Origin of the sequence: Candidatus Poriferisocius sp. (assembly GCF_965208355.1) — a bacterium.
Lineage (GTDB): Bacteria > Actinomycetota > Acidimicrobiia > Acidimicrobiales > Bin134 > Poriferisocius.
Map to the genome: position 1 here is coordinate 2,523,270 of NZ_CBDBOM010000003.1, position 23,733 is coordinate 2,547,002.

Sequence of the window (23,733 nt, forward strand, 5' to 3'; positions counted from 1 at the left end):
CAGTCGCCTCCTATCGCGCCGGGCGGGCCTTCCAGAAATAGTTATAGATGCCCTCAGCCTCGTACAGCCGCCGGAAGGTCATCTCCACCCGCTGGCCGATGCGGACCGCGTCGGGGTCCACGTCGGTCAACTCAACCGGGAGCCGCCCGCCCCCGTCGAAATCCACCACTGCGAACACCACCGGTGGGCTCACCGAATACACCAGCCGGTCGATGGTGAAGGTCACCACGGTGGCCCCGACGTCGGCCATTGGCGCCGGGTCCATGGCGTCGAGAGCGTCCTCGGGGCGGATGGACACCCGGGCCGGCGGGAGGTGAAGCGTCCCGCTCTCGGTCCCCCGGCTGCCCACGAACCCGTATTTCCAGTCTTGGGCTCGGGCCGCGGCCGACGACGACGGTCGGGTTGGCTCGGGCCGATTGGGAGGCTGCACTCGGATCATGTCCCGCCACTGCAAGAACGTGGCGTAGCTCACCTCGGCGCCAGCGGCGATCTGGTCGGCCACGGGAAGGGCCGACGCGTGAGCGGCCAACGCCTCAGTGGCCCGCAGAATCAGAACCTCCGCCCCGTCGGCCAGCATCACCACCGCGATGGTCTGGCCGGGTTCGGCCTGCTCCAGCTCGTTGGCCAGCAACAGCCCAGGATGGGCGGTTCCGGTATTGCCCACAACCGCGCCCAAATCGTCAGCCACCCGAGCCACCCCGAGCTGGCCCGCCACCCGCTTTACCGCTCGGCCATGAGACCCGGTCACCACCGCCACATCCACATCGTCGGCTCCGATGCCCGCCGCGCCTAGTGCTTCTTTCCAGGCTTGGTCAGCCAGCGGGCCGTAGCGGGTCTCGCCAAAGCGCTCCTCCCATTGGCCGGTGCTGGGCGAGCCCGGCTGGCGCCAGCGATCCACAAACTCCTCGGTGGCCGACGCCGCTCCCAGCAACTCGGCCACCACCGGCCCGTCGTCCTCGGTGCCGATCAAGAACGCGGCGGCCCCGTCGCCGCCCGTGGCCTCATCGGCACCGGTAGGCAGTCCGCCTCTCGTGTCGGCGGTCACCACCAACGTCGGTCCAATCGCATTCAGGGCAGTCCGCAGCGCTCCGATGCCAGAGCGCACCGCGCCCCCGAAGTCCAGCGCGCCCACGGAGGAATCCAACCGCAGCGCAGCGTGGATGGCGGTGGCGTTGGTCTTCTCCAGATAGGCGGGGTCGGCGGTGGCGAACCACAGTGCCCGGGGCTCGGCATCTACGGGGCGCAGCGCTAGTCGGGCCGCTTCCACCCCCATGGTGGTGGTGTCCTCGTCGTAAGACGCCACCGATCGGGTGCCCCGTCCGCCGCCCTTGCCCATAACCGCGGCAATGGCCGACCGGTCCAGGCGCCGGAATGGCACGTAGCCCCCGAAGCTGATGACGCCTCGCATACCGCCGAAGTGTACGCCTGACACTGCCATCAGCCGGAGTCCTAGTCTGTCCCCCATGACCTTTGAGCCCAGCGCCGAGGTGCGGCGCATCCGCGATGCCATCGACCATCCGATCATCGACTCCGACGGCCACATCATCGAGTTTCTCCCCGAAGTCCACGACATCATGGCCACCGTCGGCGGTCCCGAGTTGGTGGACAAGTTCAAGGTCGTGGAGTACGGGGCGCGGAAATCCATCGATCTGACCCTGGAGCAGCGCCGGGCTGCCGGAATGATGCGCTCAGCATGGTGGGGGCTGCCGACCCGCAACACCCTCGACCGGGCCACCGCCTTGCTGCCCAAGCTGCTGTACGAGCGGCTGGACGAGATCGGCATCGACCTGGCCGTGCTCTACCCCACCTACGGGCTGACCTGCATGGGCCTCGAAGACGAGGATCTCCGCCTCGGGGCAGCTAGGGCGTTCAACCTCTACTTCCACCAGGCGTATGAGCCCTATAGCGACCGTCTTATGCCGGTGGCCATCATCCCCATGTTCACTCCCGAAGAGGCCATCGCCGAACTGGACTTCGCGGTGGGCGAGCTGGGCATGCGCCCGGTGATGCTGACCGGGCTGGTACCCCGCCCGGTGGACCGGGAGAACACCAGCCATCGCCACGCCCGCCGCATGGACACACTGGGCATGGACTCCCCCTGCGACTACGACCCGGTGTGGCAGCGGTGCACCGAACTGGGCGTGTCGCCCACCTTCCACTCGGCGGGGATGGGCTGGGGCAGCCGCACGTCGGAGACCAACTACGTGTACAACCATCTGGGCAACTTCGCCGCCGCGGGCGAGGCCCTGTGCCGGGCCGTGTTCATGGGCGGGGTGGCCCACCGCTTCCCCGAACTGCGATGGGCCTTCCTGGAAGGGGGCGTGGCCTGGGGGGTCAACCTGTTGTCGGATGTGATCGGCCACTGGGAGAAGCGCAACCGCGACGCCATCGGACACTACGACCCCGCGGCGGTAGACATGGACGAGCTGGGCCAACTCTTCGACAAATTCGGGACGGAAGCGGCCAACAGCCACCGCGACCGCCTCCAAGAAGCGCTGCACATGCTGAGCGAGCCCGACGAGGACCCGGCCACCATCGATGAGTTCGCCCTCAGCGGGGTGGACACCGTGGACGACATCCTGGCCATCTGGGACCGGTTCCACTTCGGTTGTGAAGCCGACGACCCCATGACTGCCATTGGCTTCAATCGAACGGTGACGCCGAAAGGACAGGTGGTGAAGGGCATCTTTGCCTCCGATGTGGGCCACTGGGACGTCCCTGATGTGCGCGACGTGCTGCCCGAGGCCTACGAGCTGGTGGACGACGGCATCCTCGACGAGGCCGACTTCCGGGCGTTCACCTTCGAGCACCCGATGTCGCTTTGGGCTGGCACCAACTCCGACTTCTTCAAAGGCACCGTCATCGAAGAAGCCCTGTAGAGACTTCTTGCTGTGAGCACTTGGGAAGGCCGGGTCGAAGACTTCGACCTGTTGACCGGTCAGACCCGATTCGGCGGCGATCTGCGGGTCGAGGGAGCTCTCTGGCTGGGGTTCGTGCGGTCTCCGGTGGCCCGAGCCGCAATTGTCGCTATCGACAGGTCGGCCGCCGCGGCCCTCGACGGCGTCGTTGGAGTATTCACTGCCGATGATCTTGAACTGATCACCCAGCCGAGCGTGGAAGGCATCACCCCCACCGAGATCAGCCGACCCCCGCTGGCGCAAGGATCGGTGGCCTATGTCGGGGAAGCGGTGGCCGCCGTCGTTGCCAGCTGCGAAGCGATTGCAGCCGACGCCTGCGAGATGGTGGAAGTCGACTACAAACCGCTGCCCCCACTCTCCAACCTGCCCTCTGCCACCGACGAGGATGCACCGCTCCTGCATGCCCGGCACGGATCCAACGTCGTGCTCACCGTCCCATCCGGCAATCCCGCCGCGGTTCGTTCCTCTCTCGAACAGTCCGAAGTAGCCGTCACACTCTCTCAGCACTATCCCCGGGTGGCGTGCTCCCCTATTGAGGGGATTGCCGGCTTGGTCGTCCCCCACGGCGACCGGGTGCTAGTCCACATCAACTCCCAAATGCCGGCTCTCACCCACGATGAGCTGGCCAACACCCTGGCTTTGTCCGATGATCGGATCAGTGTGGTAATTCCCCCCATCGGGGGCGGCTTCGGAGGAAAGTGCTGGGGCGAGAACGGCCTGTTTGCCGTAGCCGCACAGTTGGCCCGGCGACTGAACCGCCCGCTGCGCCTCGTCCAGTCCCGCCCCGAGAACCTGCTGTCGATGCAGGCCCGGGACCAAGACCAGAGCATCACTCTGGCCGCCGACCAAAGCGGGACTGTCACTGCGCTGACAGCAGAGGTGAGCGCCGATGTGGGCGGCTATGCCGGGATGGGCGCGTTCGAACCTCTACAAACCCAGCGACTGCTCCCCGGCCCCTACCGGATCGATCAAGTTGCGGTCACCGCCTCGGCGGTGATGACCAACACTGCTCCCACTGGCCCCTACCGAGGTCCAGGCCGGGCCGAGGCCATCGGGCTGCTGGAGCGGGCCATGGACAATCTGGCGCGCGCTCTGGACCTGGACCCGGCTGAACTCCGCCGCCGCAACCTGCTTCAGCCTGAGGACTTCCCCCGACAGACCCCTGGAGAATTGGTCATGGATGAAGCCGACCATCTCGGCGCTTTGGAGCAGGCTCTCGTCGAAATCGGCTACCCAAGTCTCCGAGAAGAGCAGGCGGCTCGCCGAACTTCGGAAGACCATCGGCTGCTGGGCATCGGCCTGAGCTGTTGGGCCGACTTCACCGGTCGCCACGAGCCCTGCCAGCCGGCTTCAGCCTGGGTGACCGACGACGGCCGCATCGAGGTCGACGCGGGCACAGCCCCCATCGGCCAGGGAATGCAGACCGTCGTTACCCGTTTGGCCGCAGAGACGCTGGGACTCGACCCCGCTCATATCGAGGCCGCCACCCCCGACACTGGCCGCTTCCGATCGGCATTGGGCAGTTTCGGCTCTCGTTCGGCCTCTCTGGCTGGCAGTTCGGCCGTCCGGGTGGCAGAACAACTGCTAGATCAGCTCAAGAATCAAGCCGCCGACTTGTTGGAAGCCGCAGTAGACGACATCGAACTACGGTCCGACGCCACTCTGGGCGTCCGGGGAACCCCTTCAGCCAACATCCCACTGGCCGATCTGGCTGGAACCGAGGCCACCGCCGCCTTCGACCAGGGCCAGCCCACCTTTTCCGGTGGTACCCACGTGGCTGTCGTGGAGGTGGACACCGAGACCGGGGAAGTAGATCTGATCCGCCATGTGGCGGTCACCGACTGCGGCCGAGTGCTCAGTGAGATGCAAGCCTCGGGCCAGGTGCAGGGCGGGGCCGTGCAGGGCATCGCGGTGGCGCTGTTCGAAGAAATGCGATTCGACGCCGACGCCAACCCGCTCACCGTCAGCCTGGCCGACTACCTCGTGCCCGCGGCCAGCGACGTGCCGCCAGTGGAGACCCACTTCATCGAAACCCCCACCGACCGCAACCCCCTCGGAGCCAAAGGGGTGGCCGAAAGCGGCGCCATCGCGGCACCCCCCGCCGTGCAGAACGCCATTGTCGACGCCCTGTCCCACCTCGGCGTCACCCATATCGACATGCCCTGCACCCCAGAACGGATCTGGCAGGCACTCAGGGCCGCAACTGAGCGTCGATAGCCCCTAGACCGTCAGGCCGTAGAGCTCGGCGCAGTTGTCGCGGAGGACTCGGTCGATCTGGTGATCTGACATGTGGGTGGTCTGCTCGGTGAGCATTTCTTGCGACCAGGGCCAGGTGGCGTCGGAGTGGGGGTGGTCGTTGGCCCACATCACCCGGTTTTCGTTCATCAGGTCGAGCAGCTTGAACGCCACCCAGTCGTCCTGGAAGGTGAGGTACACGTTCTCCCGGAAGTAATCGCTGGGCTTCTTGGACAGCTCGGCGCTCTCCAGCCAGTTGCGATGCCGGTTGTAGGCGTGGTCGGCCCGGTACATCCAGTGGGGTGCCCACCCGGCGTCGGCCTCCACGCACACCACCTGCAAATCGGGATGGCGTTCGAATACGCCACCGAAGATCATCGTGCCGATGATGTCCTGGTTGCCCCGGATAATCCCCAAGAACGAGTTGATCTTCGGCCCCCGGAAGTGAGCCGCCATGGGATGGTCGTTGCCCGAGGTGAGGATGTGGAACGACAGCGGCATGCCCATCGATACCGCCGCCTCCCAAAGGGCGTCGAAATCGGGGTGGTCGTAGTCCAGGCCAGAGGCCGCGTAGCCGGGAAGCATGACCCCCTTGAGCCCGAGATCCCGCATGGCCTCCAAGTCGGCAATGGCCTCGTCCACGGAGCGAATCGCGGTCTGGCCCAAGCCGATGAGCCGCTCCGGAGAGTGGGAGTTGAACTCGGCAATCCAGCGGTTGTAGGCGTCGAAGCATGCCTTCTTGTAGTCGCCATCGGGATGGTTGCAGATGGTCATCCCCACCGACGGGTAGATCACCTCGGCCACCACGCCGTCGCGGTCCTGCTCCTCCAGTCGGGCCACTGGGTCATAGCCGCCGGGGTGCAGCTCTTCCCAGCGGGTGCCGCTGGAAATGCTGATCTCATGCCAGCTCTTGCCCGCCGCGGCGATCATGCCGAAGGGCATGCGGTTGCGCCCGTTGTCGATCGACATGAACACGCCCATGTCATCGGCCCAGTCCACCCGCGGCGCCCGATCCCGGAACTTGGGGTCGATGTAGTCGATGTAGGTGTTGTCGGGCTCGGTCACGTGCGAATCGGCCGAAATGCAGGGGCGAACGGGAGTAACGGTGCTCATCTTCTGAACCTCTTCAATTTCAATCTCGTCTCACTGAGACAACCACCAACGGTAGTAGCTAGCGTTTCCCCCATGAGCAGCCAGCGATCCGCCGCCGACATCCGAGCCGACCTCGGCCACCCCGTCATCGACGCCGATGGGCACGTATTCGAGCACTACCCGGCCCTGCACCAGTACTGCCTCGACGAGGGGCTTGAGGGGGGGCTTTACCCCCAGATGGCTAACTGCTCGTTCAATGGAGAGCCCAATTGGAGCGGCCTGTCGCCCGATGAACGGCTGGCCCGGCGCTCTTTCCGGGGTCCGTGGTGGGCCCTGCCGCTGGCCAACACCCGCGACTTCGCCACCGCGGTGTCACCCGCGCTGTTCCACGACCGGATCGAAGAGCTGGGAATGGACTTCGCGGTTTGCTATCCCAGCATCGGGCTCAATTTCCCCGCCTACAAAGACGACGAGGTGCGCAACAAGCTCTGCCGCGCCCTCAACCGGTACCTGGCCGACAGCTACCAGGGCTTGCAAGACCGCCTCACCCCGGTGGCCGCCATTCCCACCCACACCCCCGACGAGGCTGTCGAGCAGCTTGACTTCGCGGTCACCGAGTTGGGCTTCAAAGCAGTGATGATCGGCGGATTCGTTCCCCGACAATTGCCGGCTGGCGGCGAGATGGCCACCTGGATCGACTCGCTGGGCCTGGACTCGGCCTACGACTACGACCCCCTCTGGCAGCGGCTGGTTGACCTGCAAACCCCGGCCAGCCTTCACTCCGGATCGATGGGCTGGGACGGCCGCCGTTCCATCTCCAACTTCACCTACAACCACATGGGCAACTTCGGCTCCGCCAGCGAAGCCGCGGCCAAGTCGATTTTCTTCGGCGGAGTCACCCACCGCTTCCCCGACCTGCGCCTCGGCTTCCTCGAAGGGGGCGTCACCTGGGGGGCGCAGATGGTGTGCGACCTCTTCAGCCACTGGGAAAAGCGTGGTCCCGAGGGCCTCAAGGCTTACGACCCTGACCGATTCGAGCCCGAGTACTTCGAGTCGTTGCTGGCTGAGGCCAGCGACCCCATCGACCTGCCCGCCGGTTTCGGGAGAACGATGCAGAAGGGCATCAGCCATGACGAGGTCGTCAACGACTTCGAGGCCGCCGGCATCACCTGCTCCGAGGACATTCTCGAGCAGATCGACCGGTCATACTGGTTCGGCTGCGAGGCCGACGACCCCCTAGTGCGGCTGGCCTTCGACGGTGCCCTGCCTGAAGGGGCCACCCTCAACGCCATCTTCTCCTCCGACGTGGGCCACTGGGACGTGCCCGACATGTCCGAAGTGATGCCCGAGGTGTGGGAGCAGGTGGAGCACGGCTGGCTGAACGAGGACCAATTCCGGTCCTTCACCTTCGACAATGCCTACCGCTTCTTTTCCGAAGCCCGCCCCGACTTCTTCAAGGGCACGGTCCTAGAGGGCGTCACCGTCTAGAACCACGACGCCACGAGGAATAGGGCGCCATGAACGCCCCCGATACAGCAACTTCTAGATTCATGCTTCTCGCCCAGTTGGGGATTTACTGCGATCCAAGCTCCCAGCCCGGGTACGGAATGCTCCGGGTATTCGACGAGCAGTGCTACGGCGGTCAGGTGAGGCCCTCGGTGCTGATGCTGATCGCCGACATCACCGGAGGCATGATCGGCGAGAAGGAAGATCCAGAGTGCTGGCATTTCACCACTGACTTCCAACTCCGCACCGCAGCGGTGCCTCTGCCCGATCAAATCGACGTCTACGCCGAGGTGCTGCGGGCCGGGGCCTCCACGCTGAGCTGCGAGTGCCGCTTCACCACTACCGACGGCGCCGAGATCGGCTACGCCCAAATCGGCTTCGGGCGCCACCACCAACGTCCCGGAGACCCGGCCAAACCCATCCACGACCCTCCCCGTCCCGACCTCATGGGGCTTCCCGACATCGACCGGCCCCTAGCCGAAGTGGCGGGCATCGAGGTCGTGGATGCCGCTGCCGGACACGTGGAGGTCGAGCTCACCCCGCAGTTGCTCAACCCCGCGGGCATTATGCAAGGGGCCATGGTCACCCTGGTGGGCGAGGTGGGGGCCGAGACCTTTGCCGAGCATCGTCTCGGCACGCCCCACGCAGTAGCCGACATGGACATCCGCTATTTGCTGGGCGGCAAGATCGGCCCGGTGTACAGCACCTGCCGCTGGATGGGCGACCCATCATCAGGGTGGGTGGTTACCGAGATTAGGGACTTGGGCAAAGGCGACCGCTTGATGGCCACCATGATGATGCGAGTCCGCCCCGCTCGCTAAGGGAACAGGGGACCTACCCGAGTAGTTTGGCGGGATGAACCGCCAGTGGATCTACGCCACCAGGCCCGACGGGCCGGTGGGCGTGGACAATTTCGAATACCGGGAGACTGCCATCCCCGAACCGGGCGATGGCCAGGCGCTGGCCCGACTGTGCTATCTCAGCTTCGAGCCGGCCATGCGCACATGGTTGGAAGATTTCATCACCTATATGCCTCCTGCGCCGCTGGGCCAGCCCATGGTGGGGCCGGGGGTCTTCCAAGTAGTGGCCTCCAACACACCGGCGCTGAACGAGGGAGACCTGGTCAGCGGCATGATGAGCTGGCAGGACTACGAGGTGGTCGACGGCAACGTCCGGGTGGTGCCGCCGGGCACGCCCATCCCGGTCATGCTGGGCCCGATGGGGGGCACCGGCCTCACTGCTTACATCGGTTTGCTCGACATCGGCCGGCCCCAACCGGGAGAGACCGTATTGACTTCGGGCGCCGCCGGGGCGACCGGTTCAGTGGCGGCCCAGATCGCCCGGATCAAAGGCTGCCGGTCGGTGGGGATCGCCGGAGGAGCCGACAAGTGCCGCTGGCTTCTGGAAGAGGCCCGCCTGGACGCCGCCATCGACTACAAGAACGAGGACGTGGACGCCCAGCTCGCCGAGGCATGCCCCGACGGGGTGGACGTGTACTTCGACAACGTGGGCGGCGACATGCTGGAGACAGTCATGGGCCACATGAACCAAGGCGGGCGCGTCGCGGTGTGCGGGGCCATCTCCACCTACAACCAGGGCTTGCGGCGGCCAGGCCCGTCCAACATGTTCGAGATCATCGAAAAGCGGCTCACCCTTCAGGGCTTCGTAATGTTCGACCACTTGGACCGGGTGCCCGCAGCCTCGGCCGATCTTGCCCAGTGGGTGACCGACGGGGAGATCGCCTTCCAAACCGACATCCAGGAGGGCTTCGACAACATCCCGACAACGTTCTTGCGGCTGTTCTCCGGGGCCAATCACGGCAAGCAGCTGCTGAAAGTTAGGGATCCGGAGTAGAGAGAGTCGCGATGAGCCTGGTTCTTTACGAAGCCGAGGGGCGGATAGCGGTCATCACCCTGAATCGCCCGGAGGCCCGAAACGCCATGAGCCCGGAGCTGTCTGCCGCCTTGGGCGAGGCCTTCGATCAATTCGAAGCCGACGACGACCTTTGGGTGGCCATTTTGGCCGGCAACGGCCGGGTGTTCTGCGCGGGCGCCGACCTCAAAGCGCTGTCCGAGGGACGAACGGCGGGGATCATCACCGCCGAGGAGGGCTTCGGCCGATTCGCCCGCCGACAGCGAGACAAGCCGGTCATTGCCGCGGTGGACCGCCCTGCGGTTGCTGGCGGCTTTGAGCTGGTAATGGGCTGTGATCTGGTGGTGGCCTCCACCGAAGCCGCCTTCGGCCTGCCCGAGGTGAAGCGGTCGCTGGTGGCCTCGGAGGGAGGGGTCACTCGGCTCCCCCGCCGCATCCCCACCAACATCGCCATGGAGCTAGCCCTTACCGGCGACACCATCGACGTCCACCGAGCCCACACCCTGGGGCTGGTGAACGTGGTCTGCGAACCAGGCCAGGCACTGGCCGAGGCCAAGAAGCTGGCCAAGCGCATCGTGGCCAATGCCCCGCTGGCGGTGCGGGCCATCCGCCATTCTGTGCTCGACGGATTGGAGACCACCGAGGCCGAGGGGTTCGCCATCGCCGCCGGCTACAGCCGGGAGATCTCCCAAACCGAGGACTTCTTGGAGGGCCCCCGGGCATTCGTGGAAAAAAGACCCCCGGTGTGGAAGGGCCGATGAGCGCCGGAGAGCGGGAGCTGATGCTCACCGGGATCGGAGGCCAAGGGGTGCAACTGGCCGCCCAGGTCATCGCCCAGGGAGCGACCGCCGACGGCAAAGAGGTACTGGTGTTCGGCAGCTACGGCGGCATGATGCGAGGCGGCAACACCGACAGCACGGTGGTGATCAGCGACCAGCCCATCGAGGCACCGCCGGTGCTGTCGACCACCTGGTCGGCCATCTTGATGCACCACCAGTACTGGACTCCGCTGAGGGAGCGCATCCTCGACAACGGTTTGGTGCTGGTCAACACCTCGGTGTTCGAGGACGAGCTGGACGCGGACCGCTACCAAGTTGTGGAGGTTCCCGCCACCGATGTGGCCACCGATCTGGGCAACCCACTGCTGGCCGCCATGGTGATGTCCGGGGTGTACGGGCGGATGTCCGGACTGGTGAGCTTGGACGGACTGGTTGAGGGCATGCGCCGCTCGGTGCCGTCCTACCGCAGCCAGCTCATCGAGGCCAATGAGGGTGCACTGGCCGTCGGCTGGGAGATGGCGGCGTGAGCCCAAGCACCCCGGGAGGCACCGTGACCGTCCGAGGCACCGTGGTCATCGACGTCGAGGCCTGCAAGGGCTGTGACTTGTGCATCGATGCCTGTCCGCCCCAGGTGCTCGAGATGACCGTCCACGAAGTCAACACCAGGGGCTATCGCTATCCCCGCCTGCTGGCTGGCTGCACGGGCTGTCAGGCCTGTGCCCAGATCTGCCCCGACTTCGTGTTCCAGGTGTACAAGTACGACACACCACTGGAAATGCCGCTCGAGGATCAAAACGAGCAATGAGCGACCGGGCGCTGCTGGAGGGCTCAGAGGCCATTGCCCGGGCCGCGGTGGCCGCTGGCTGCCGGTTCTTCACGGGATACCCGATGACCCCGTTCACCGAGCTGTTGGAGCACATGGCCGCCCTGTTGCCCGAGGTAGACGGCGTGTGCATGAACGCCGAGAGCGAGCTGGAGGCGGTGGGCATGGCCTGGGGGGCAGCCACCACCGGCCATTTGGCCGCCACCGGGTCCACCGGCCAAGGGCTGTCGCTGATGCAGGAGTCGCTGTCGGAGATCACCAACGCCCGACTGCCCCTGGTGGTGTTCAACATGGCCCGGGGCCAAGGCGACTACTACCAAGCAACCCGCGGCGGGGGCCACGGGGACTATCGCCACATCGTGTTGGCCCCCATGGATGTGCCTGAGGCAGTGGAGCTGACCCGGTTGGCGTTCGAACTGGCCAATCAGTGGCGAACCCCGGTGATGGTGTTGGGCGACTACTACCTGGCCCACACCTACCAAGCGGTTTCGGTTCCCTCCATACAAGGAGCCGCCCCCGAGGTGCCCGACTGGGCCCTGAACGGATCTTCCGGGGGGTCAGGGTCGGCCAAGATCATCTCTCCCCTAGGTGGGGGCGTCGAAGGTGAGGAGGGGTTCGACTTGGGGCCCCACTACGCGGCGTGCGCGGCCCACATCCAAGACATGTCTGCCGGAGTCGACCCGCTGGTCGATATCGGCTTCTGCGATGACGCCGATCTGGTGGTGGCCGCTTACGGCTCGGTGGGCAAGTTCGTGCGCTACGCCTGCCTGCGATTGCGCGACGCCGGGCACCGGGTGGGCTACGTACGTCCCATCACGCTGTGGCCGTTCCCTTCGAAGGCAGTGCACGACGCCGTTGCCGGCACCGCCAAAGTGGCGGTCTATGAGCAGAACATGGGCCAGATGGTCGACGACGTGCGACTGGCTACGCTGGGGACAGTGCCGGTGGAGTTCATCGGGAGCCCGAGTTGGGACCACTCCGGTTTTGGGATCGGACCCGACATCAACGTGCCCGACATCTCCGAGCGCATCTTGGAGGCCCTGTCATGAAGGGAAGAGGGTCATGAAGAGAAGAGGGTCATGAAGGTAGGAGGGCCATGAGCGACGAGCGGATATACCTTTCCACCGATTCGCCCCCCCAAGAGTCCGCCGCGCTGGTGGACGACTTCACCCCCGCGCTCATCACCCAGGCCAACCACCACCTCTGCCCCGGCTGTGGTGAGCCCATCGCCATCCGGGCCGCTATGGAGGCCATTGAAGAATTGGAATTGGCCCAGTCCACGATCACGGTCTTTGGCATCGGCTGCTACACCGCCTTCGCCCACAACCTCGACGTAGAGGTGGTCCAAGCCCTGCACGGCCGGGCCCCGTCGGTGGCCACCGGAATCAAGCGGATGCTGCCCGATGGATTCGTGATGACTGTCCAAGGCGATGGCGACATGGTGAATGAGGGCCTGCAAGAAGTGCTGCACGCCGCGGCCCGGGGCGAGAACATCACTTGCCTGCTGTTGAACAATGGTGTGTTCGGTGAGACCGGTGGCCAGATGACCACAACCACGACGCTGGGCCAACGCACCAAGACCTCAATCGAGGGGCGTGATCCCCACCAGCACGGTCACCCGATTCTGCTTTCTGATCTCGCTGCCACCATGGATGGCGCGGCCTATGTCGCCCGGTGTGCGGTCAACAACGCCGGCAACGTGGCCCGCACCAAGCGCTACATCACCCGGGCCTACGAGTCCCAGATGGCCGGGGCCGGGTTCAGCCTGGTGGAAATCCTCACCATGTGCCCCACCGGCTGGTTCGTCGACACCCTGGAAGGCCCCGACTACCTCCAAGACACCCTCGCCCCCGTCCACAACATCAGCGAACTCAAAGCCCCCTAGTCCAGCAGTAGATCCCGCAAGGCCACACGGTGGCCGTCATCCAAACCCAAGGCATCGTTCCAGTACTGGTCGAAGCTGCCCCAGGTGTCCACCAGCACCCGCATCTGCTCGGCGAAGTAGTCCTCGTGGACGATGGCCAGCGGCATCATCAACTCCCCATAGCGGCCCGGAGCCACATGCTGGTTGGTCTCCAGATAGTGGTCCACCACCTGCTGCTCCGGAACCCCCACGGCCAGCAGCAGCAGGCTGGCCGCCCAGCCGGTACGGTCTTTGCCCGCGCTGCAATTGAACAGCAACGGAACCGCTCCCGGCGCCAAAACCCCTCTCACAAACTCACCGAATTGGGACGAGCGCACCGGGTCGCTTACCGATCTCGCCGATGCCTCCTTCATCCACTGGAAGGCCTTGCCGTTGCCGAATCGCTCTTCCAATTCCTCGGCACTGAAAGCGGCAAAGTTCTCCCGAAGCCCGGACGGGTTCGCAGAATCGGCCATCGGCAGCGAGACCTGCTCCACCCCGACGGGCAGTCGGTTGGGGCCCTCGGCGGCAAGGTCACCTTGGTTTCGGAAATCGAAGACTGTGCAAATACCCAAATCAATCAGCGCGCCCAAATCAGCGTCGGAGGCCTCGGCCAAGTGGGCCGACCGATACACCAGCCCGGTGCGCACCCGGCGACCGTCAACTGTGGTCTGGCCGCCCAGCGGTCGGAAATTTCGTATGGACTCCACGCCGGGCACCCTAGCCAGGAGTCCACAATTTCCCTGCACTGACGACTTGTGTTCCTGAATTAATGACATGGGCGGTTGAAGAGGCTAAAGTCTGGCCTCAACTATCCGAGTAGGGGCCAGCCGACACTTGGCTTGGTCCAGGGAGACACAACTATGACCAAGACCAAGTTGATTTTCGTTGGGCTGGCAGTGGCGCTGGTGGGCTTATTGTTCGCCGGGTCCGCCTCGGCTCAGGACCAGACTTTGACGGCCAACGGACAAAATCCGCTCTATGTGGCCGAACCTGGCACTTACGACATCACCTTAGAAGGTGCGGGCTACACGCTTGCGTCGGTGAACTTCGTGACCTGCGGCACTTCGGATATGGACGCCATAACCGGACCTGCTGGCGGCGCCGGACTCATCGCGGAATGCGGCGGTTTCGGCTCGGCGGTAGACCTTGAAGCAGATGGCACTTACACCGCCACTGAAACTGTCGAAATCAGTGAAGCTGGCGTCGCCTTTGGGCTGTTCCAGCTCGCGGCAGATGGTGAAGGCGCATTCGTCCAGGTGATAGTTGATGCGGACATGGCCATGATGGACGACGACATGCTGGCTGATACCGGCGTGGAGACGTCGGTGCTGGTGATCATCGGTGCGGGCATCGCCCTCGCCGGTCTGATGGTGTTTGGCCTCAGCCGCCGGCTGCGTACCCTGTAACACCAACCACTGATCAAAACACTCGGTGCCCCGGGCCTTCGGGTCCGGGGCACCGGTCGTTTAACGCCCTCTCTGTCTCCGGGTGTAGGCAACGGTGGGCAGACCGGGGGGGGGGGGGGGGGGGTGGACCTGGCGCTCGCGAAGCACGCCAGGCCGCCGTAGAGCGACAGGACCCGCCGGGCTGCCGATTGAGCCATTCGACATGAAAACATGGCCACATGGCCTACGAGCTGATCTTGATCGATGACCCTGCACCCCACATCCGCCGCATAACGCTGAACCGCCCGGAGAAGCGCAACGCCATCAGCACTCCCATGCGAAAGGAGCTGCTGGCTGCCTTGCAAGCGGCCGATGTCGACGACGACGTGCGGGTTTCGATAATCCGGGGGGCCGGTCCGTGCTTCTCGTCGGGCTACGACCTTTCTGACTCCCTCATGGAAGATCCGCCCCACTACACCGCGGGGGGCGACGGACAGTGGTCTCGCCATGTGACCGACAGCTGGCTGGCCATCTGGGAGCTGGCCAAACCGGTCATCGCCCAGATCCACGGCTACGCCCTGGCCGGAGCATCGGAGCTGGCCGCGGCTTGTGACCTGGTCTATGTGGCCGAGAACGCCGACATCGGCCACCCCGTGGTGCGGGTGCTGAGCCCGCCCGACTTCAACTACCACCCCTGGCTGGTGGGGTTCCGCAACGCCATGGAGATGATGCTCACCGGCGACTCCTACTCCGGTGCCGAGGCAGCCGCCATGGGCTTCGCCAACCGGGCTTACCCCGAAACCGAACTCGAAGAACGGGTACTGGAGATGGCCCAGCGGGTGGCCCGGGTTCCGTCCGACCTCCAGCAGATCAACAAGCGCAGCGTCCACCGGGGAATGGAGGCCATGGGCACCCGCAACGCCATACGTACGATGTCGGATTACCAGGCTCTGGCCGGCAATGTGCCGTCGGTGCAGGAGTTCAAGCAGCGAGCTCTGGACAGCATCAAGTCGGTGGTGGACCGCCCGGCCGCGGCGGGGAGCAGCTCCGAGGAGGCAAGCAGCACTGAGGAGGAAGGCTGATGCGAATTTGGCGACAGCATGAGTTGGGCGATCCCGTCGAGTTTCTCCAGCAGGAAGAAGTCGAACCACCCCAGGCAGGTTCTGGCCAGATCTTGGTTGACGTGGAGGCCGTCGGACTGACGTTTGTGGACTGCCTCATGGCCCGGGGCCTTTACCAGATGGAGACCAGGCTGCCATGGTCGCCGTGTACCGAGGTGGTGGGTCGGGTGCGGGAACTCGGCGACGAGGTCGACCACTTGGCCGTCGGCGATCGAGTAGTCGGCATCGGCGGGGGATCGCTGGCTGAGCAGACCGCGCTGCGGGCCAGCGGAGTCCACCGGCTGGCCGAGGGGATATCAGCCGGAGCAGCCGCGGCGGCGCTGGTGAACTACGGCACATCGTGGTTTGCCCTTCACGACCGGGGGCATTTGGCCGAGGGTGAAACCCTGTTGGTTCACGCCGGGATGGGAGGCGTGGGCTCGGCGGCGATACAGCTTGGAATGGTCGCAGGAGCAAGGGTAATTGCCACTGCCGGAGGCCCTGAGAAGACCGCCCTACTCAAGGAGATGGGCGTGGAGCTGGCCATCGACTACCGAGAGACTCCCGATTTTGTCGATCTGGTGCGTTCCCACACCGAAGGCCAGGGGGTAGACGTGTGCCTTGACCCGGTGGGCGGCGATGTGTTCGACCAGTCCCGGAGGTGCATGGCCTGGGATGGCCGACTGTTGGTTGTCGGCTTCACCAGCGGCCGAATCGCCGACGCTCCCACCAACCACATTCTGTTGAAGAACTACTCGGTGGTCGGTGTCCACTGGGGCGCCTCGGTAGGCCGCAATCCCGAACCATCCGAACGGGCCCGCCAGGAGATCTTCGCCCTCCTCGAAGAAGGGCGGCTTGATCCCCCGGTGTTCCCCCCGTTCGCCTTCGACGACGTCCCTGCCGCCCTCAACGACATCTACCACCGCCGCACTTGGGGCAAGGTCATCGTAGAAATCTGAGCCCCTCCGATTGAGGAAGAAGCGCTGAAATACAGCTACGTCGGCAGATCGGGGCGGACGATCACCACTGGGCAGCTGCCGTGATGAGTAATCTGCTGGCTCACTGATCCCAGCAGCAAGCCCCGGAAACCGCCCCGGCCCCGCGAGCCCACCACCAACATGCAGGCATTGTCGGACTCGGCGATCAAGGTGTCGGCCGCCCGACCCCGGATCATGCGGCGCCTGACATCCACCCCTTCGGAGTCGACTTCGGCCAGGACTTCGTCGATGATGCTGTCTTGCATCCGCTTGACCTCAGCCTCCAAGTCGATGGGATCGAGCGGCACATAGTTGAAGTCCGGCGAGGCGGGCACGTAGGTGGTTGAGTAGGCGGTCACTACATCCACCGCGGCGTTGCGGTATCGAGCCTCCTTGATGGCCCAGCGAAGCGCGGCTCGGGCCCCGCCCGATCCTTCCACTCCGACGACGATCCGATTGTCCGGTTCGCTCACTTCATCCGCCATAGGCACATTGTAACTACATCGGGTTGTAGGGGAAGTCGGCGTCTACTCCCCCATCCACAACCAATGTGCGACCCGAAACGAAGTTGGATATCGGCGCGGAGAAATAGAGCACCGCACCGGCAATGTCCGAGGGCACGCCCATATGGCCCATGGGCACGGCGGCATCGTTCATCGCCCTTCTCTCATCGTCGAATAGCGCCTCCATGCGAGGGGTCAGGATCGTGCCCGGCGCCACGCAATTGGCCCGGATGCCGTAGGGAGCCAGCTCAATGGCCACCGACTGCATCCATGCCATGAGTCCGGCCTTGGCTGCTCCGTAGTGAGCGTGGTTGGGGGCCGCAGTAAGACCGCTGACCGATGCGATGAACACCATGGTTCCCCCGCCGGTCTCCTTCATGGCCCGTCCGGCGATTTGCGAGATCAGATAGGCGTGGCGGAGCACCATGTCGAACTGCCAGTCCCACTCGGCGTCGTCGATGTCCAGCACTCCGGCCCAACCGGAGACGCCCACTATGTCGACGATCCCGTCAATCGATCCCATGGCCCTACCAGCCTCGTCAACCAGAGCCTGGACGTCTTCCCGCTTGGTGATGTCGGCAGTCCACGGGATGCCGTCCACCTCATTGGCCACCTGCTCGGCCCGGTCCTGCTCGAGGTCCACACAAAGCACCTTGGCCCCCATCTGGGCTAGGGCATGCGAGGACTGACGTCCCATGCCCTGGCCGGCGCCCAGCACAATGAAGCCCTTCTCGTCGAGCCGCATGAGTCCGGCGTAGTCGGGTACGGGTGAGGTATCGGCCATGGTCAAGCCTCCAGTTCGGTTCGTTGTTTGGATTGTGCCGCGGCAACTTTACGGAGGTGTCGCACCACTTCGGCAAAGTCGGAGTAGCCCCACTGCTCGGTGATCTTCCCGTCGGCGAGGCGCACCATCTCGATCATGCCCCACTGGACGGTCTCACCGGTGGGCTCGATGCCCAGCAGAGGACCGTCGTGGGTACCTTGAGCCGAGATCTTGAGCACCACCAGGTCGCCTTCGGCCACCATCTCGTCGATGTGGTCTTGCCAGTCGGGGAATGCAGTGCGCCATGTGGCAATCAGACGGCGCATTCCGTCGGGGCCAGAGGGACCGGGCCCCACGCCATGGGCGACAAAGTCGTCGGCCAGCACCTCATCGAGCAAGTCAGTCTTCCCGCCGTTCACGATGTCATGCACCAAGCGCTCTACGACGGTTTTGTTTCGCTCTGCTTTGTTCACGACCACCGGGCCACGATGTCGTCCACGGTGACCATCGTGGTCAGGAAGGCCATCGTGTTGTGCATCACCGCATCGCCATAGTCGGCCGGTATTCCAGCTACCGCATCGCCGGCCAGCACCACCTGGTAGCCGTAGTCAACCGCGTTGATCACCAGCCCCATCACCCCAACGTTCAGCGAGACTCCCGCGGCCACCACGGTGGTGACCCCCAGGTTGCGCAGGGTTTGGTCGAGCGATGTTCCGATAAATGGAGACATGCCATGCCAGCGGGCAATCTCGATGTCGGATGACTGGGGGTCGAACTCCTGGATGACCTCAGCCGACTCCGATCCGATCAGCAGCCCCCCGGTCTGCTCGCTCATCTTGGCCGAAGCGGCCAGCATCCGGCAGTTGGCAACGCTTCCCGCTCGGTCAGCCCGGAAGTGGGCCAAACAATGCACCACCGGCACCCCCGCAGCCCGGGCTCCGGCACACAGACGGGCCCCAGCATCAATCGCCCCACGGTCCAGCATCACATCCCGCAGGCCCCCCATGGAGGCCAGGTCGCCGATAACCCCTCTCTGACACTCCATGGTGACCACTGCGGAGTGCGATGGGGAAAGCAGTTCATCCAAATCCACTGGCATCGCATGAGACTAGCCCTATCGGCCGTCTCAACCCCTACAACGCGTGACAGGGCGGAGTGGCAAGTGGGGTTCGATCGATCCCGGCCAGGAATTCGGCGATCTCGTTTCGATCTAGGGCATAAGCCTGTTCCCGCTGCCCTCGGGCAACGGCGTAGACCATGCCCACCACCTCGCCGTCCACATTCACCAGCGCGGCACCCGAGTCGCCCGCGGCGAGCAGTGAGCGGACTTCCAACAGGTAGCGGTTCTCCGCTTCTTTCTCGTAGATGTCGACGCCCGAGGCCGGTATGCGGCGAAGAACTCGGTAGGGCACGAACTCCAAGCCGGTATCGCGATCCACTGTGCCGACATCGCCCTCATCGGCCTGGACGGCGACGGCCGGGGCCATCGCTACCGGGGAAAGTCCCAAACCCGACACCGAAATCGCCGCGGCATCCCTTCCCGGGTCGAACCCCACCAAAACGCCTCGTCCCGAACTCCCATCCGGCGCGGTCACCTTGATTTCCTCTACTCCGGCCACCACATGGGCGCTGGTGAGCACAAGACCGGACTCGACGGCGAAGCCGCTCCCCTCGCTGAATTGGCCACAGGCCACGCCGCTGATATGAACGGCCGCGGCCCGAATGTCGTCGCGCTCGGCCAACACTGGCCGTTGCGGCGAGTCAAGCGCCCAGGTGAGGCTCCAGCCCAACAGCAGTCCCAGCGCCGCCAGCCACAGCAACAACCGCCGCCGTTTCTTCAACTTCTCAAACAGCACGCAGATCGTCGAGCGAGTAGAACGCCCGCAGCGAGGTCAGAAGACCGTCGTCGTTGAACACGGCTACGTCCACCACATCAAGCTCATAGTCCACCCCGTCGAAGCACACCTGGGCCACCATCGGTGCGGCGGCCTCATTGCCCGCCACTCGCACCGGTCCGGTCAATACCAAGGTCTCGGCCAACTCATTGCCCTCATAGAACGCCCGGACGGCATCGATCCCCTGGTACACCGGCCCACCGACGGGCACTTGGCACGATCCGTCGGGGGCGTAGAACGACACGACCGCCTCTTTGTCGCCGGCGCTCACCGCGGCGGCGTACTGTTCCATCACGGTGCGCATGTGCTGAGCATCTACCATCGCCAAGCCCTTTCAGTTGCGGGGGATCTCACTCCACGGGGTGTTCTTGTCTACACCGGGCTCTTTGGGCAGTCCGAGCACCCGCTCACCCAGGATGTTGCGCATCACCTCGGACGTTCCGCCTTCGATGGTGTTGGCCCGCGACCGCAAGAAGCCCTTTACCGGCGGGGTTGTCCGAAGGGAATACTCTTCTGACTGTTCGGGCCTCGACATTGGATAGCCCTGGGGGAACAGCATGGCTTCTGACCCCATCACGTCGATCAGACACTCATAGATTCGCTGGTTCAACTCGGCCGACACCGCCTTGCCCACCGATCCCTCGGGGCCGGGGGTTCCCGCCGACGACAGGGTGCGAGCCCGCCAATTGGTCAGCCGTAAGACCTCGGCCTCGGTCCACAATCGGACCACTCGATCCCACAGCACCTGGCGGCGGACGCCCCCGGACCCATCCTGGCCATTGGCCTGGCTCTGAAGCTGCTCCCAAGCCGAAACCAATATGCCGATGAGCCCACTGCCCCGTTCGGGGACACCTCCACCCAACGCCACCCGCTCGTTCATAAGGGTGGTAATGGCCACATTCCAGCCCTGGCCCCGATCTCCCAGCCGCATGGAGTCGGGGATACGGACATCATTCAAAAAGACCTCGTTGAATTCGGCCTCACCGGTGATCTGGTAGAGGGGACGAACCTCCACTCCCGGCAGCGTCATATCGAGCACGAAATAGGTGAGGCCCCGGTGCTTAGGGGCGTCGGGATCGGTGCGAGCCACCAGCATGCCCCATCGGGACCGATGGGCCAGTGAGGTCCACACCTTTTGTCCGTTAACCACCCATTCTTCGCCGTCGAGTTCGGCTCGGGAAGCCAAACCGGCCACATCAGAGCCCGCGCTGGGCTCGCTGAACATCTGACACCAGATCTCCTCGCCGGTGAACAACGGCCGCAGCAGACGGTGGTGCATCTCCTCGGTGCCGTGGGCCAAGACGGTGGGAGCACCCATGCCGATGCCGATGGGATTGACGTTCAGATCGTGCCAATACCGGCTGCCATTGCGCAGTTCCTCGTCCACCACGGTTTGGGCCTTGGGCGACAAGCCCAGCCCGCCCTTGCCTTCGGGGAAGTCAACCCGGGACAGGCCTCGGTCGAACTGAGCGCCCCGGAACTCGTACTGCGTGGCCTTGGCGGGATCGACGTCAGCCAGCAGATCCCGCACCTCTTTACGAAGCTGATCCTCAGAAATCTCAGCCATTGTTCGTCCTCTCAGAAATCCACATCGAAAAGTCGTCTACGGGCAATCATCTCTACGAATACCGATCGCGCAGTTGGCGGGCGATCACCATCTTCTGGATTTCGCTGGTCCCCTCTCCGATGATCATGAGGGGCGTGTCCCGGAAGTAGCGCTCCACCGGGTATTCCTCGGTGTAGCCGTTTCCCCCATGGATGCGCAGCGCATCGGAGGCGATCTCGAAGGCGGCTTCAGAGGCGAACAGCTTGGCCATGCCCGCCTCCAGGTCGATGCGCTCCCCGGAGTCATAGCGGCGGGCGGCGTCGTAGGTCATCAGGCGGGCGGCGTGGAGCTTGGTGGCCATCTCGGCCAGCTTGAACCCTATGGCCTGGTGGTCGTAGATGGGCCGCCCGAACGTCTCCCGCTCTTGGGCGTACTTCATGGCCGCTTCCAGGGCGGCTTGGGCCACCCCAACCGCCCGGGCGGCGATGTTGATCCTCCCCAACTCCAAGGCAGAAAGGGCATAGCCCAGCCCGTGGCCCACGCCCTCGGGTCCGCCCAACACGTTGGCGTCGGGCACCCGGAAGTCGGCATAGGCCATTTCCACGGTCTCCACGCCCTTGTAGCCCAGCTTGGGAATGGTGCGCGACACGGTCAGGCCGTCGGCACCCGTTCCCGGCTCCTTCTCCACGATGAAGCAGGTGATGCGGTCGTCAGGGGTTCGGGCCAACAGCATCACCATCTGGGCTCTCATGCCGTTGGTCACCCACATCTTGGTGCCGTTGACTATCCACTCGTCGCCGTCGGGCACGGCCCGGCAGCGGATGTTGCGGGTGTCGCTTCCCGCGTCGGGCTCCGACAGCGAGAAGGCCGAGCGAAACGACCCATCGCACATGCGGGGCAAGAAGCGGTCCCGCTGCTCGTCGGTGCCGTAGCGCCCGATCATGGTGGCGGCGATCTTGTGGGTGTTGAGGATGCCGGCCAGCGACATCCACCCTCGGGACAACTCCTCGATGATGCGGGCGTAGGTGGTGGCGTCCAGCCCCAACCCGCCGTAGGACTCATCGATGGTGGCCCCGAACAGGCCGAATTCGCACATCTGGTCGAACATCGCCTCCGGGAATTCGTCGGCGTGCTCGAGATCGGGGGCGTTGGGGATGACTTCGCGTTCCACCCAGGTCCGGATGGCGTCGACCAGCTCGTCGGCCAAACCGGCGTCGGTGGCCATCAGAGCCTTTCGATCAGGGTCCCGGTACCCAAGCCGCCTCCGCAGCACATGGTGATCAGGCCCCACTGGCCATCGGTGCGCTCCAGTTCGTGCAGCGCCTTTGTCACCAAGATCGATCCGGTTCCCCCCAGCGGGTGACCCAGGGCGATGGCGCCGCCGTTGGGATTGACCCGCTCCATGTCGGGCTCCAAGTCCGCGGCCCAGCACAGCACCACCGAGGCAAACGCCTCGTTGATCTCCACCACGTCGATGTCGTCCATCGCAAGCCCGGATCGCTCCAGCAGCCGATGGGTGGCCGGAATCGGGCCCTCCAGCATCAGCACCGGGTCGCACCCCACCAGGCAGGTCTCCGCCACACGGGCTCTAGGAGTGAGGCCGAGTTGTTCGGCCCGCTCGGCGGTGGTCATCAACACCGCGCCGGCCCCGTCGGAGATCTGCGACGACGACCCCGCGGTGTGGACTCCGTCGGGCCGGGCCACCGGCTTGAGGGTGGCCAGCCCTTCCAGGGTGGTTTCCCGGAGCCCCTCATCCATGCTGACGGTGACCGTCTCGTCAATCCTCTTGCCATCCTCGTCCAGCACCGGGGCCTCGATGGGCACGATCTGGGTCTCGAACCGGCCCTCGTCCCAGGCCCGGGCCGCCCGCTGTTGCGAGGAGAGACCGAAGTGGTCGCAGTCCTCCCGGGTGATGCCCCACTTGTCGGCCATCCGCTCGGCGCCCTCAAACTGGGAGGTGAACTCGTAGTGGGCGAAATAGTCGCGGGTCACCGGCCGGCCCACTCCTTCGGCGGTGGCGTTCGAACCGATGGGCACGATGCTCATGCTCTCCACGCCACAGGCCAACACCGTGTCCTCCACCCCAGACTTCACCAGGCTGTAGCCCAGGTTGACCGCGTGCTGCGACGAGCCGCACTGGGAGTCCACCGTGCTGCACGCCGTTTCCTCGGGAAGCCCGGCGGTGAGCCACGCGGTGCGGGTGACATTCATGGCCTGGGCTCCAAGCTGGTCCACACAGCCGCCCACTACCTGGCCGATGGCGGCGGGATCGATGCCCGAACGCTCGACTGCGGCCGACTGCACCTGGCTGAGCAGCGAAGTGGGATGTACTGAGGACAAGCCGCCGTTTCGCTTGCCCACCGGGGAGCGAACGGCTTCGACGATGACGACTTCGGTCATGGTCCAACGATAGAGCCTTTAGCCATAGTTCAG

At 64.9% G+C, this 23,733-nt stretch carries 25 protein-coding genes; 13 read left to right on the forward strand and 12 right to left on the reverse strand.

The features are described from left to right. Nucleotides 1-10: 10 nt before the first annotated feature. Nucleotides 11-1,438 (reverse strand): OB-fold domain-containing protein, encoded by a 1,428-nt coding sequence (locus tag ACOGXH_RS13060; RefSeq protein ID WP_419929528.1) that lies wholly within the window; start codon nt 1,436-1,438, stop codon nt 11-13. Nucleotides 1,439-1,463: 25 nt separating this feature from the next. On the opposite strand from ACOGXH_RS13060, the gene ACOGXH_RS13065 reads away from it, so the two are divergent. After that, a complete protein-coding gene (locus tag ACOGXH_RS13065; RefSeq protein ID WP_419929529.1) occupies nt 1,464-2,879 on the forward strand; it encodes an amidohydrolase family protein in 1,416 nt (471 codons plus the stop codon). 12 nt (nt 2,880-2,891) lie between these two features. Then, the gene (locus tag ACOGXH_RS13070) at nt 2,892-5,135 is read left to right on the forward strand and encodes a xanthine dehydrogenase family protein molybdopterin-binding subunit (protein WP_419929530.1); all 2,244 of its coding nucleotides are present in this window, start codon (nt 2,892-2,894) and stop codon (nt 5,133-5,135) included. A 3-nt stretch (nt 5,136-5,138) separates the two neighbouring features. Here ACOGXH_RS13070 and ACOGXH_RS13075 read toward each other — a convergent pair whose 3' ends face one another. Beyond that, on the reverse strand, nt 5,139-6,266 hold the full coding sequence (locus ACOGXH_RS13075; protein WP_419929531.1) for an amidohydrolase family protein: 1,128 nt from the start codon (nt 6,264-6,266) through the stop codon (nt 5,139-5,141). Nucleotides 6,267-6,338: 72 nt separating this feature from the next. On the opposite strand from ACOGXH_RS13075, the gene ACOGXH_RS13080 reads away from it, so the two are divergent. The 8 genes from ACOGXH_RS13080 (at nt 6,339) to ACOGXH_RS13115 (ending at nt 13,110) form a co-directional block, all read left to right on the forward strand. Further along, a complete protein-coding gene (locus ACOGXH_RS13080) occupies nt 6,339-7,733 on the forward strand; it encodes an amidohydrolase family protein (RefSeq protein WP_419929532.1) in 1,395 nt (464 codons plus the stop codon). A 62-nt stretch (nt 7,734-7,795) separates the two neighbouring features. Beyond that, nucleotides 7,796-8,572, forward strand: a complete 777-nt coding sequence (locus tag ACOGXH_RS13085) for a PaaI family thioesterase (protein WP_419929533.1) — start codon at nt 7,796-7,798, stop codon at nt 8,570-8,572. Nucleotides 8,573-8,606: 34 nt separating this feature from the next. Continuing rightward, a complete protein-coding gene (locus ACOGXH_RS13090) occupies nt 8,607-9,605 on the forward strand; it encodes an NADP-dependent oxidoreductase (protein ID WP_419929534.1) in 999 nt (332 codons plus the stop codon). Nucleotides 9,606-9,616: 11 nt separating this feature from the next. Next, nucleotides 9,617-10,384 carry a crotonase/enoyl-CoA hydratase family protein gene (locus tag ACOGXH_RS13095; RefSeq protein WP_419929535.1) on the forward strand — a complete coding sequence of 256 codons (768 nt, stop codon included), beginning with the start codon at nt 9,617-9,619 and terminating at the stop codon, nt 10,382-10,384. Next, a complete protein-coding gene (locus ACOGXH_RS13100) occupies nt 10,381-10,929 on the forward strand; it encodes a 2-oxoacid:acceptor oxidoreductase family protein (RefSeq protein ID WP_419929536.1) in 549 nt (182 codons plus the stop codon). The genes ACOGXH_RS13095 and ACOGXH_RS13100 overlap by 4 nt, the downstream gene beginning before the upstream one ends. Continuing rightward, on the forward strand, nt 10,926-11,207 hold the full coding sequence (locus ACOGXH_RS13105) for a 4Fe-4S dicluster domain-containing protein (RefSeq protein ID WP_419929537.1): 282 nt from the start codon (nt 10,926-10,928) through the stop codon (nt 11,205-11,207). Before ACOGXH_RS13100 ends, ACOGXH_RS13105 begins: the two co-directional genes overlap by 4 nt. After that, nucleotides 11,204-12,274, forward strand: coding sequence for a hypothetical protein (locus ACOGXH_RS13110; protein ID WP_419929538.1), 1,071 nt, complete (start codon nt 11,204-11,206; stop codon nt 12,272-12,274). Before ACOGXH_RS13105 ends, ACOGXH_RS13110 begins: the two co-directional genes overlap by 4 nt. 47 nt (nt 12,275-12,321) lie before the next feature. Next, a complete protein-coding gene (locus tag ACOGXH_RS13115; protein ID WP_419929539.1) occupies nt 12,322-13,110 on the forward strand; it encodes a thiamine pyrophosphate-dependent enzyme in 789 nt (262 codons plus the stop codon). Here ACOGXH_RS13115 and ACOGXH_RS13120 read toward each other — a convergent pair. After that, complete coding sequence (locus tag ACOGXH_RS13120; protein WP_419929540.1) at nt 13,107-13,838, reverse strand: tyrosine-protein phosphatase; 732 nt, start codon at nt 13,836-13,838, stop codon at nt 13,107-13,109. The genes ACOGXH_RS13115 and ACOGXH_RS13120 overlap by 4 nt on opposite strands. Before the next feature lie 153 nt (nt 13,839-13,991). On the opposite strand from ACOGXH_RS13120, the gene ACOGXH_RS13125 reads away from it, so the two are divergent. The 3 genes from ACOGXH_RS13125 (at nt 13,992) to ACOGXH_RS13135 (ending at nt 16,575) form a co-directional block, all read left to right on the forward strand. Next, complete coding sequence (locus ACOGXH_RS13125) at nt 13,992-14,537, forward strand: hypothetical protein (protein ID WP_419929541.1); 546 nt, start codon at nt 13,992-13,994, stop codon at nt 14,535-14,537. A 218-nt stretch (nt 14,538-14,755) separates the two neighbouring features. Next, on the forward strand, nt 14,756-15,598 hold the full coding sequence (locus ACOGXH_RS13130; protein WP_419929542.1) for an enoyl-CoA hydratase/isomerase family protein: 843 nt from the start codon (nt 14,756-14,758) through the stop codon (nt 15,596-15,598). Then, a complete protein-coding gene (locus ACOGXH_RS13135; protein ID WP_419929543.1) occupies nt 15,598-16,575 on the forward strand; it encodes an NADPH:quinone oxidoreductase family protein in 978 nt (325 codons plus the stop codon). Before ACOGXH_RS13130 ends, ACOGXH_RS13135 begins: the two co-directional genes overlap by 1 nt. Nucleotides 16,576-16,610: 35 nt before the next feature. Here ACOGXH_RS13135 and ACOGXH_RS13140 read toward each other — a convergent pair whose 3' ends face one another. Genes ACOGXH_RS13140 through ACOGXH_RS13180 form a run of 9 tightly spaced genes read right to left on the reverse strand, consistent with a single transcriptional unit; the run spans nt 16,611 to nt 23,700 of the window. After that, a complete protein-coding gene (locus ACOGXH_RS13140; RefSeq protein WP_419929544.1) occupies nt 16,611-17,078 on the reverse strand; it encodes a universal stress protein in 468 nt (155 codons plus the stop codon). 13 nt (nt 17,079-17,091) lie between these two features. Next, on the reverse strand, nt 17,092-17,880 hold the full coding sequence (locus tag ACOGXH_RS13145; protein ID WP_419929545.1) for an SDR family NAD(P)-dependent oxidoreductase: 789 nt from the start codon (nt 17,878-17,880) through the stop codon (nt 17,092-17,094). A gap of 2 nt (nt 17,881-17,882) precedes the next feature. Continuing rightward, nucleotides 17,883-18,338 (reverse strand): ester cyclase, encoded by a 456-nt coding sequence (locus ACOGXH_RS13150; protein WP_419929546.1) that lies wholly within the window; start codon nt 18,336-18,338, stop codon nt 17,883-17,885. After that, nucleotides 18,329-18,958, reverse strand: coding sequence for a cysteine hydrolase (locus ACOGXH_RS13155; RefSeq protein ID WP_419929547.1), 630 nt, complete (start codon nt 18,956-18,958; stop codon nt 18,329-18,331). The genes ACOGXH_RS13150 and ACOGXH_RS13155 overlap by 10 nt, the downstream gene beginning before the upstream one ends. Nucleotides 18,959-18,992: 34 nt before the next feature. Next, nucleotides 18,993-19,715: a trypsin-like peptidase domain-containing protein gene (locus ACOGXH_RS13160; RefSeq protein WP_419929548.1), complete on the reverse strand. Its 723-nt coding sequence runs from the start codon at nt 19,713-19,715 to the stop codon at nt 18,993-18,995. Further along, a complete protein-coding gene (locus tag ACOGXH_RS13165) occupies nt 19,705-20,076 on the reverse strand; it encodes a nuclear transport factor 2 family protein (protein WP_419929549.1) in 372 nt (123 codons plus the stop codon). Before ACOGXH_RS13165 ends, ACOGXH_RS13160 begins: the two co-directional genes overlap by 11 nt. Nucleotides 20,077-20,088: 12 nt before the next feature. Beyond that, nucleotides 20,089-21,321 (reverse strand): acyl-CoA dehydrogenase family protein, encoded by a 1,233-nt coding sequence (locus ACOGXH_RS13170; RefSeq protein ID WP_419929550.1) that lies wholly within the window; start codon nt 21,319-21,321, stop codon nt 20,089-20,091. Nucleotides 21,322-21,373: 52 nt separating this feature from the next. Beyond that, the gene (locus ACOGXH_RS13175) at nt 21,374-22,525 is read right to left on the reverse strand and encodes an acyl-CoA dehydrogenase family protein (RefSeq protein ID WP_419929551.1); all 1,152 of its coding nucleotides are present in this window, start codon (nt 22,523-22,525) and stop codon (nt 21,374-21,376) included. Beyond that, the gene (locus ACOGXH_RS13180; RefSeq protein WP_419929552.1) at nt 22,525-23,700 is read right to left on the reverse strand and encodes a steroid 3-ketoacyl-CoA thiolase; all 1,176 of its coding nucleotides are present in this window, start codon (nt 23,698-23,700) and stop codon (nt 22,525-22,527) included. Before ACOGXH_RS13180 ends, ACOGXH_RS13175 begins: the two co-directional genes overlap by 1 nt. Nucleotides 23,701-23,733: the final 33 nt, after the last annotated feature.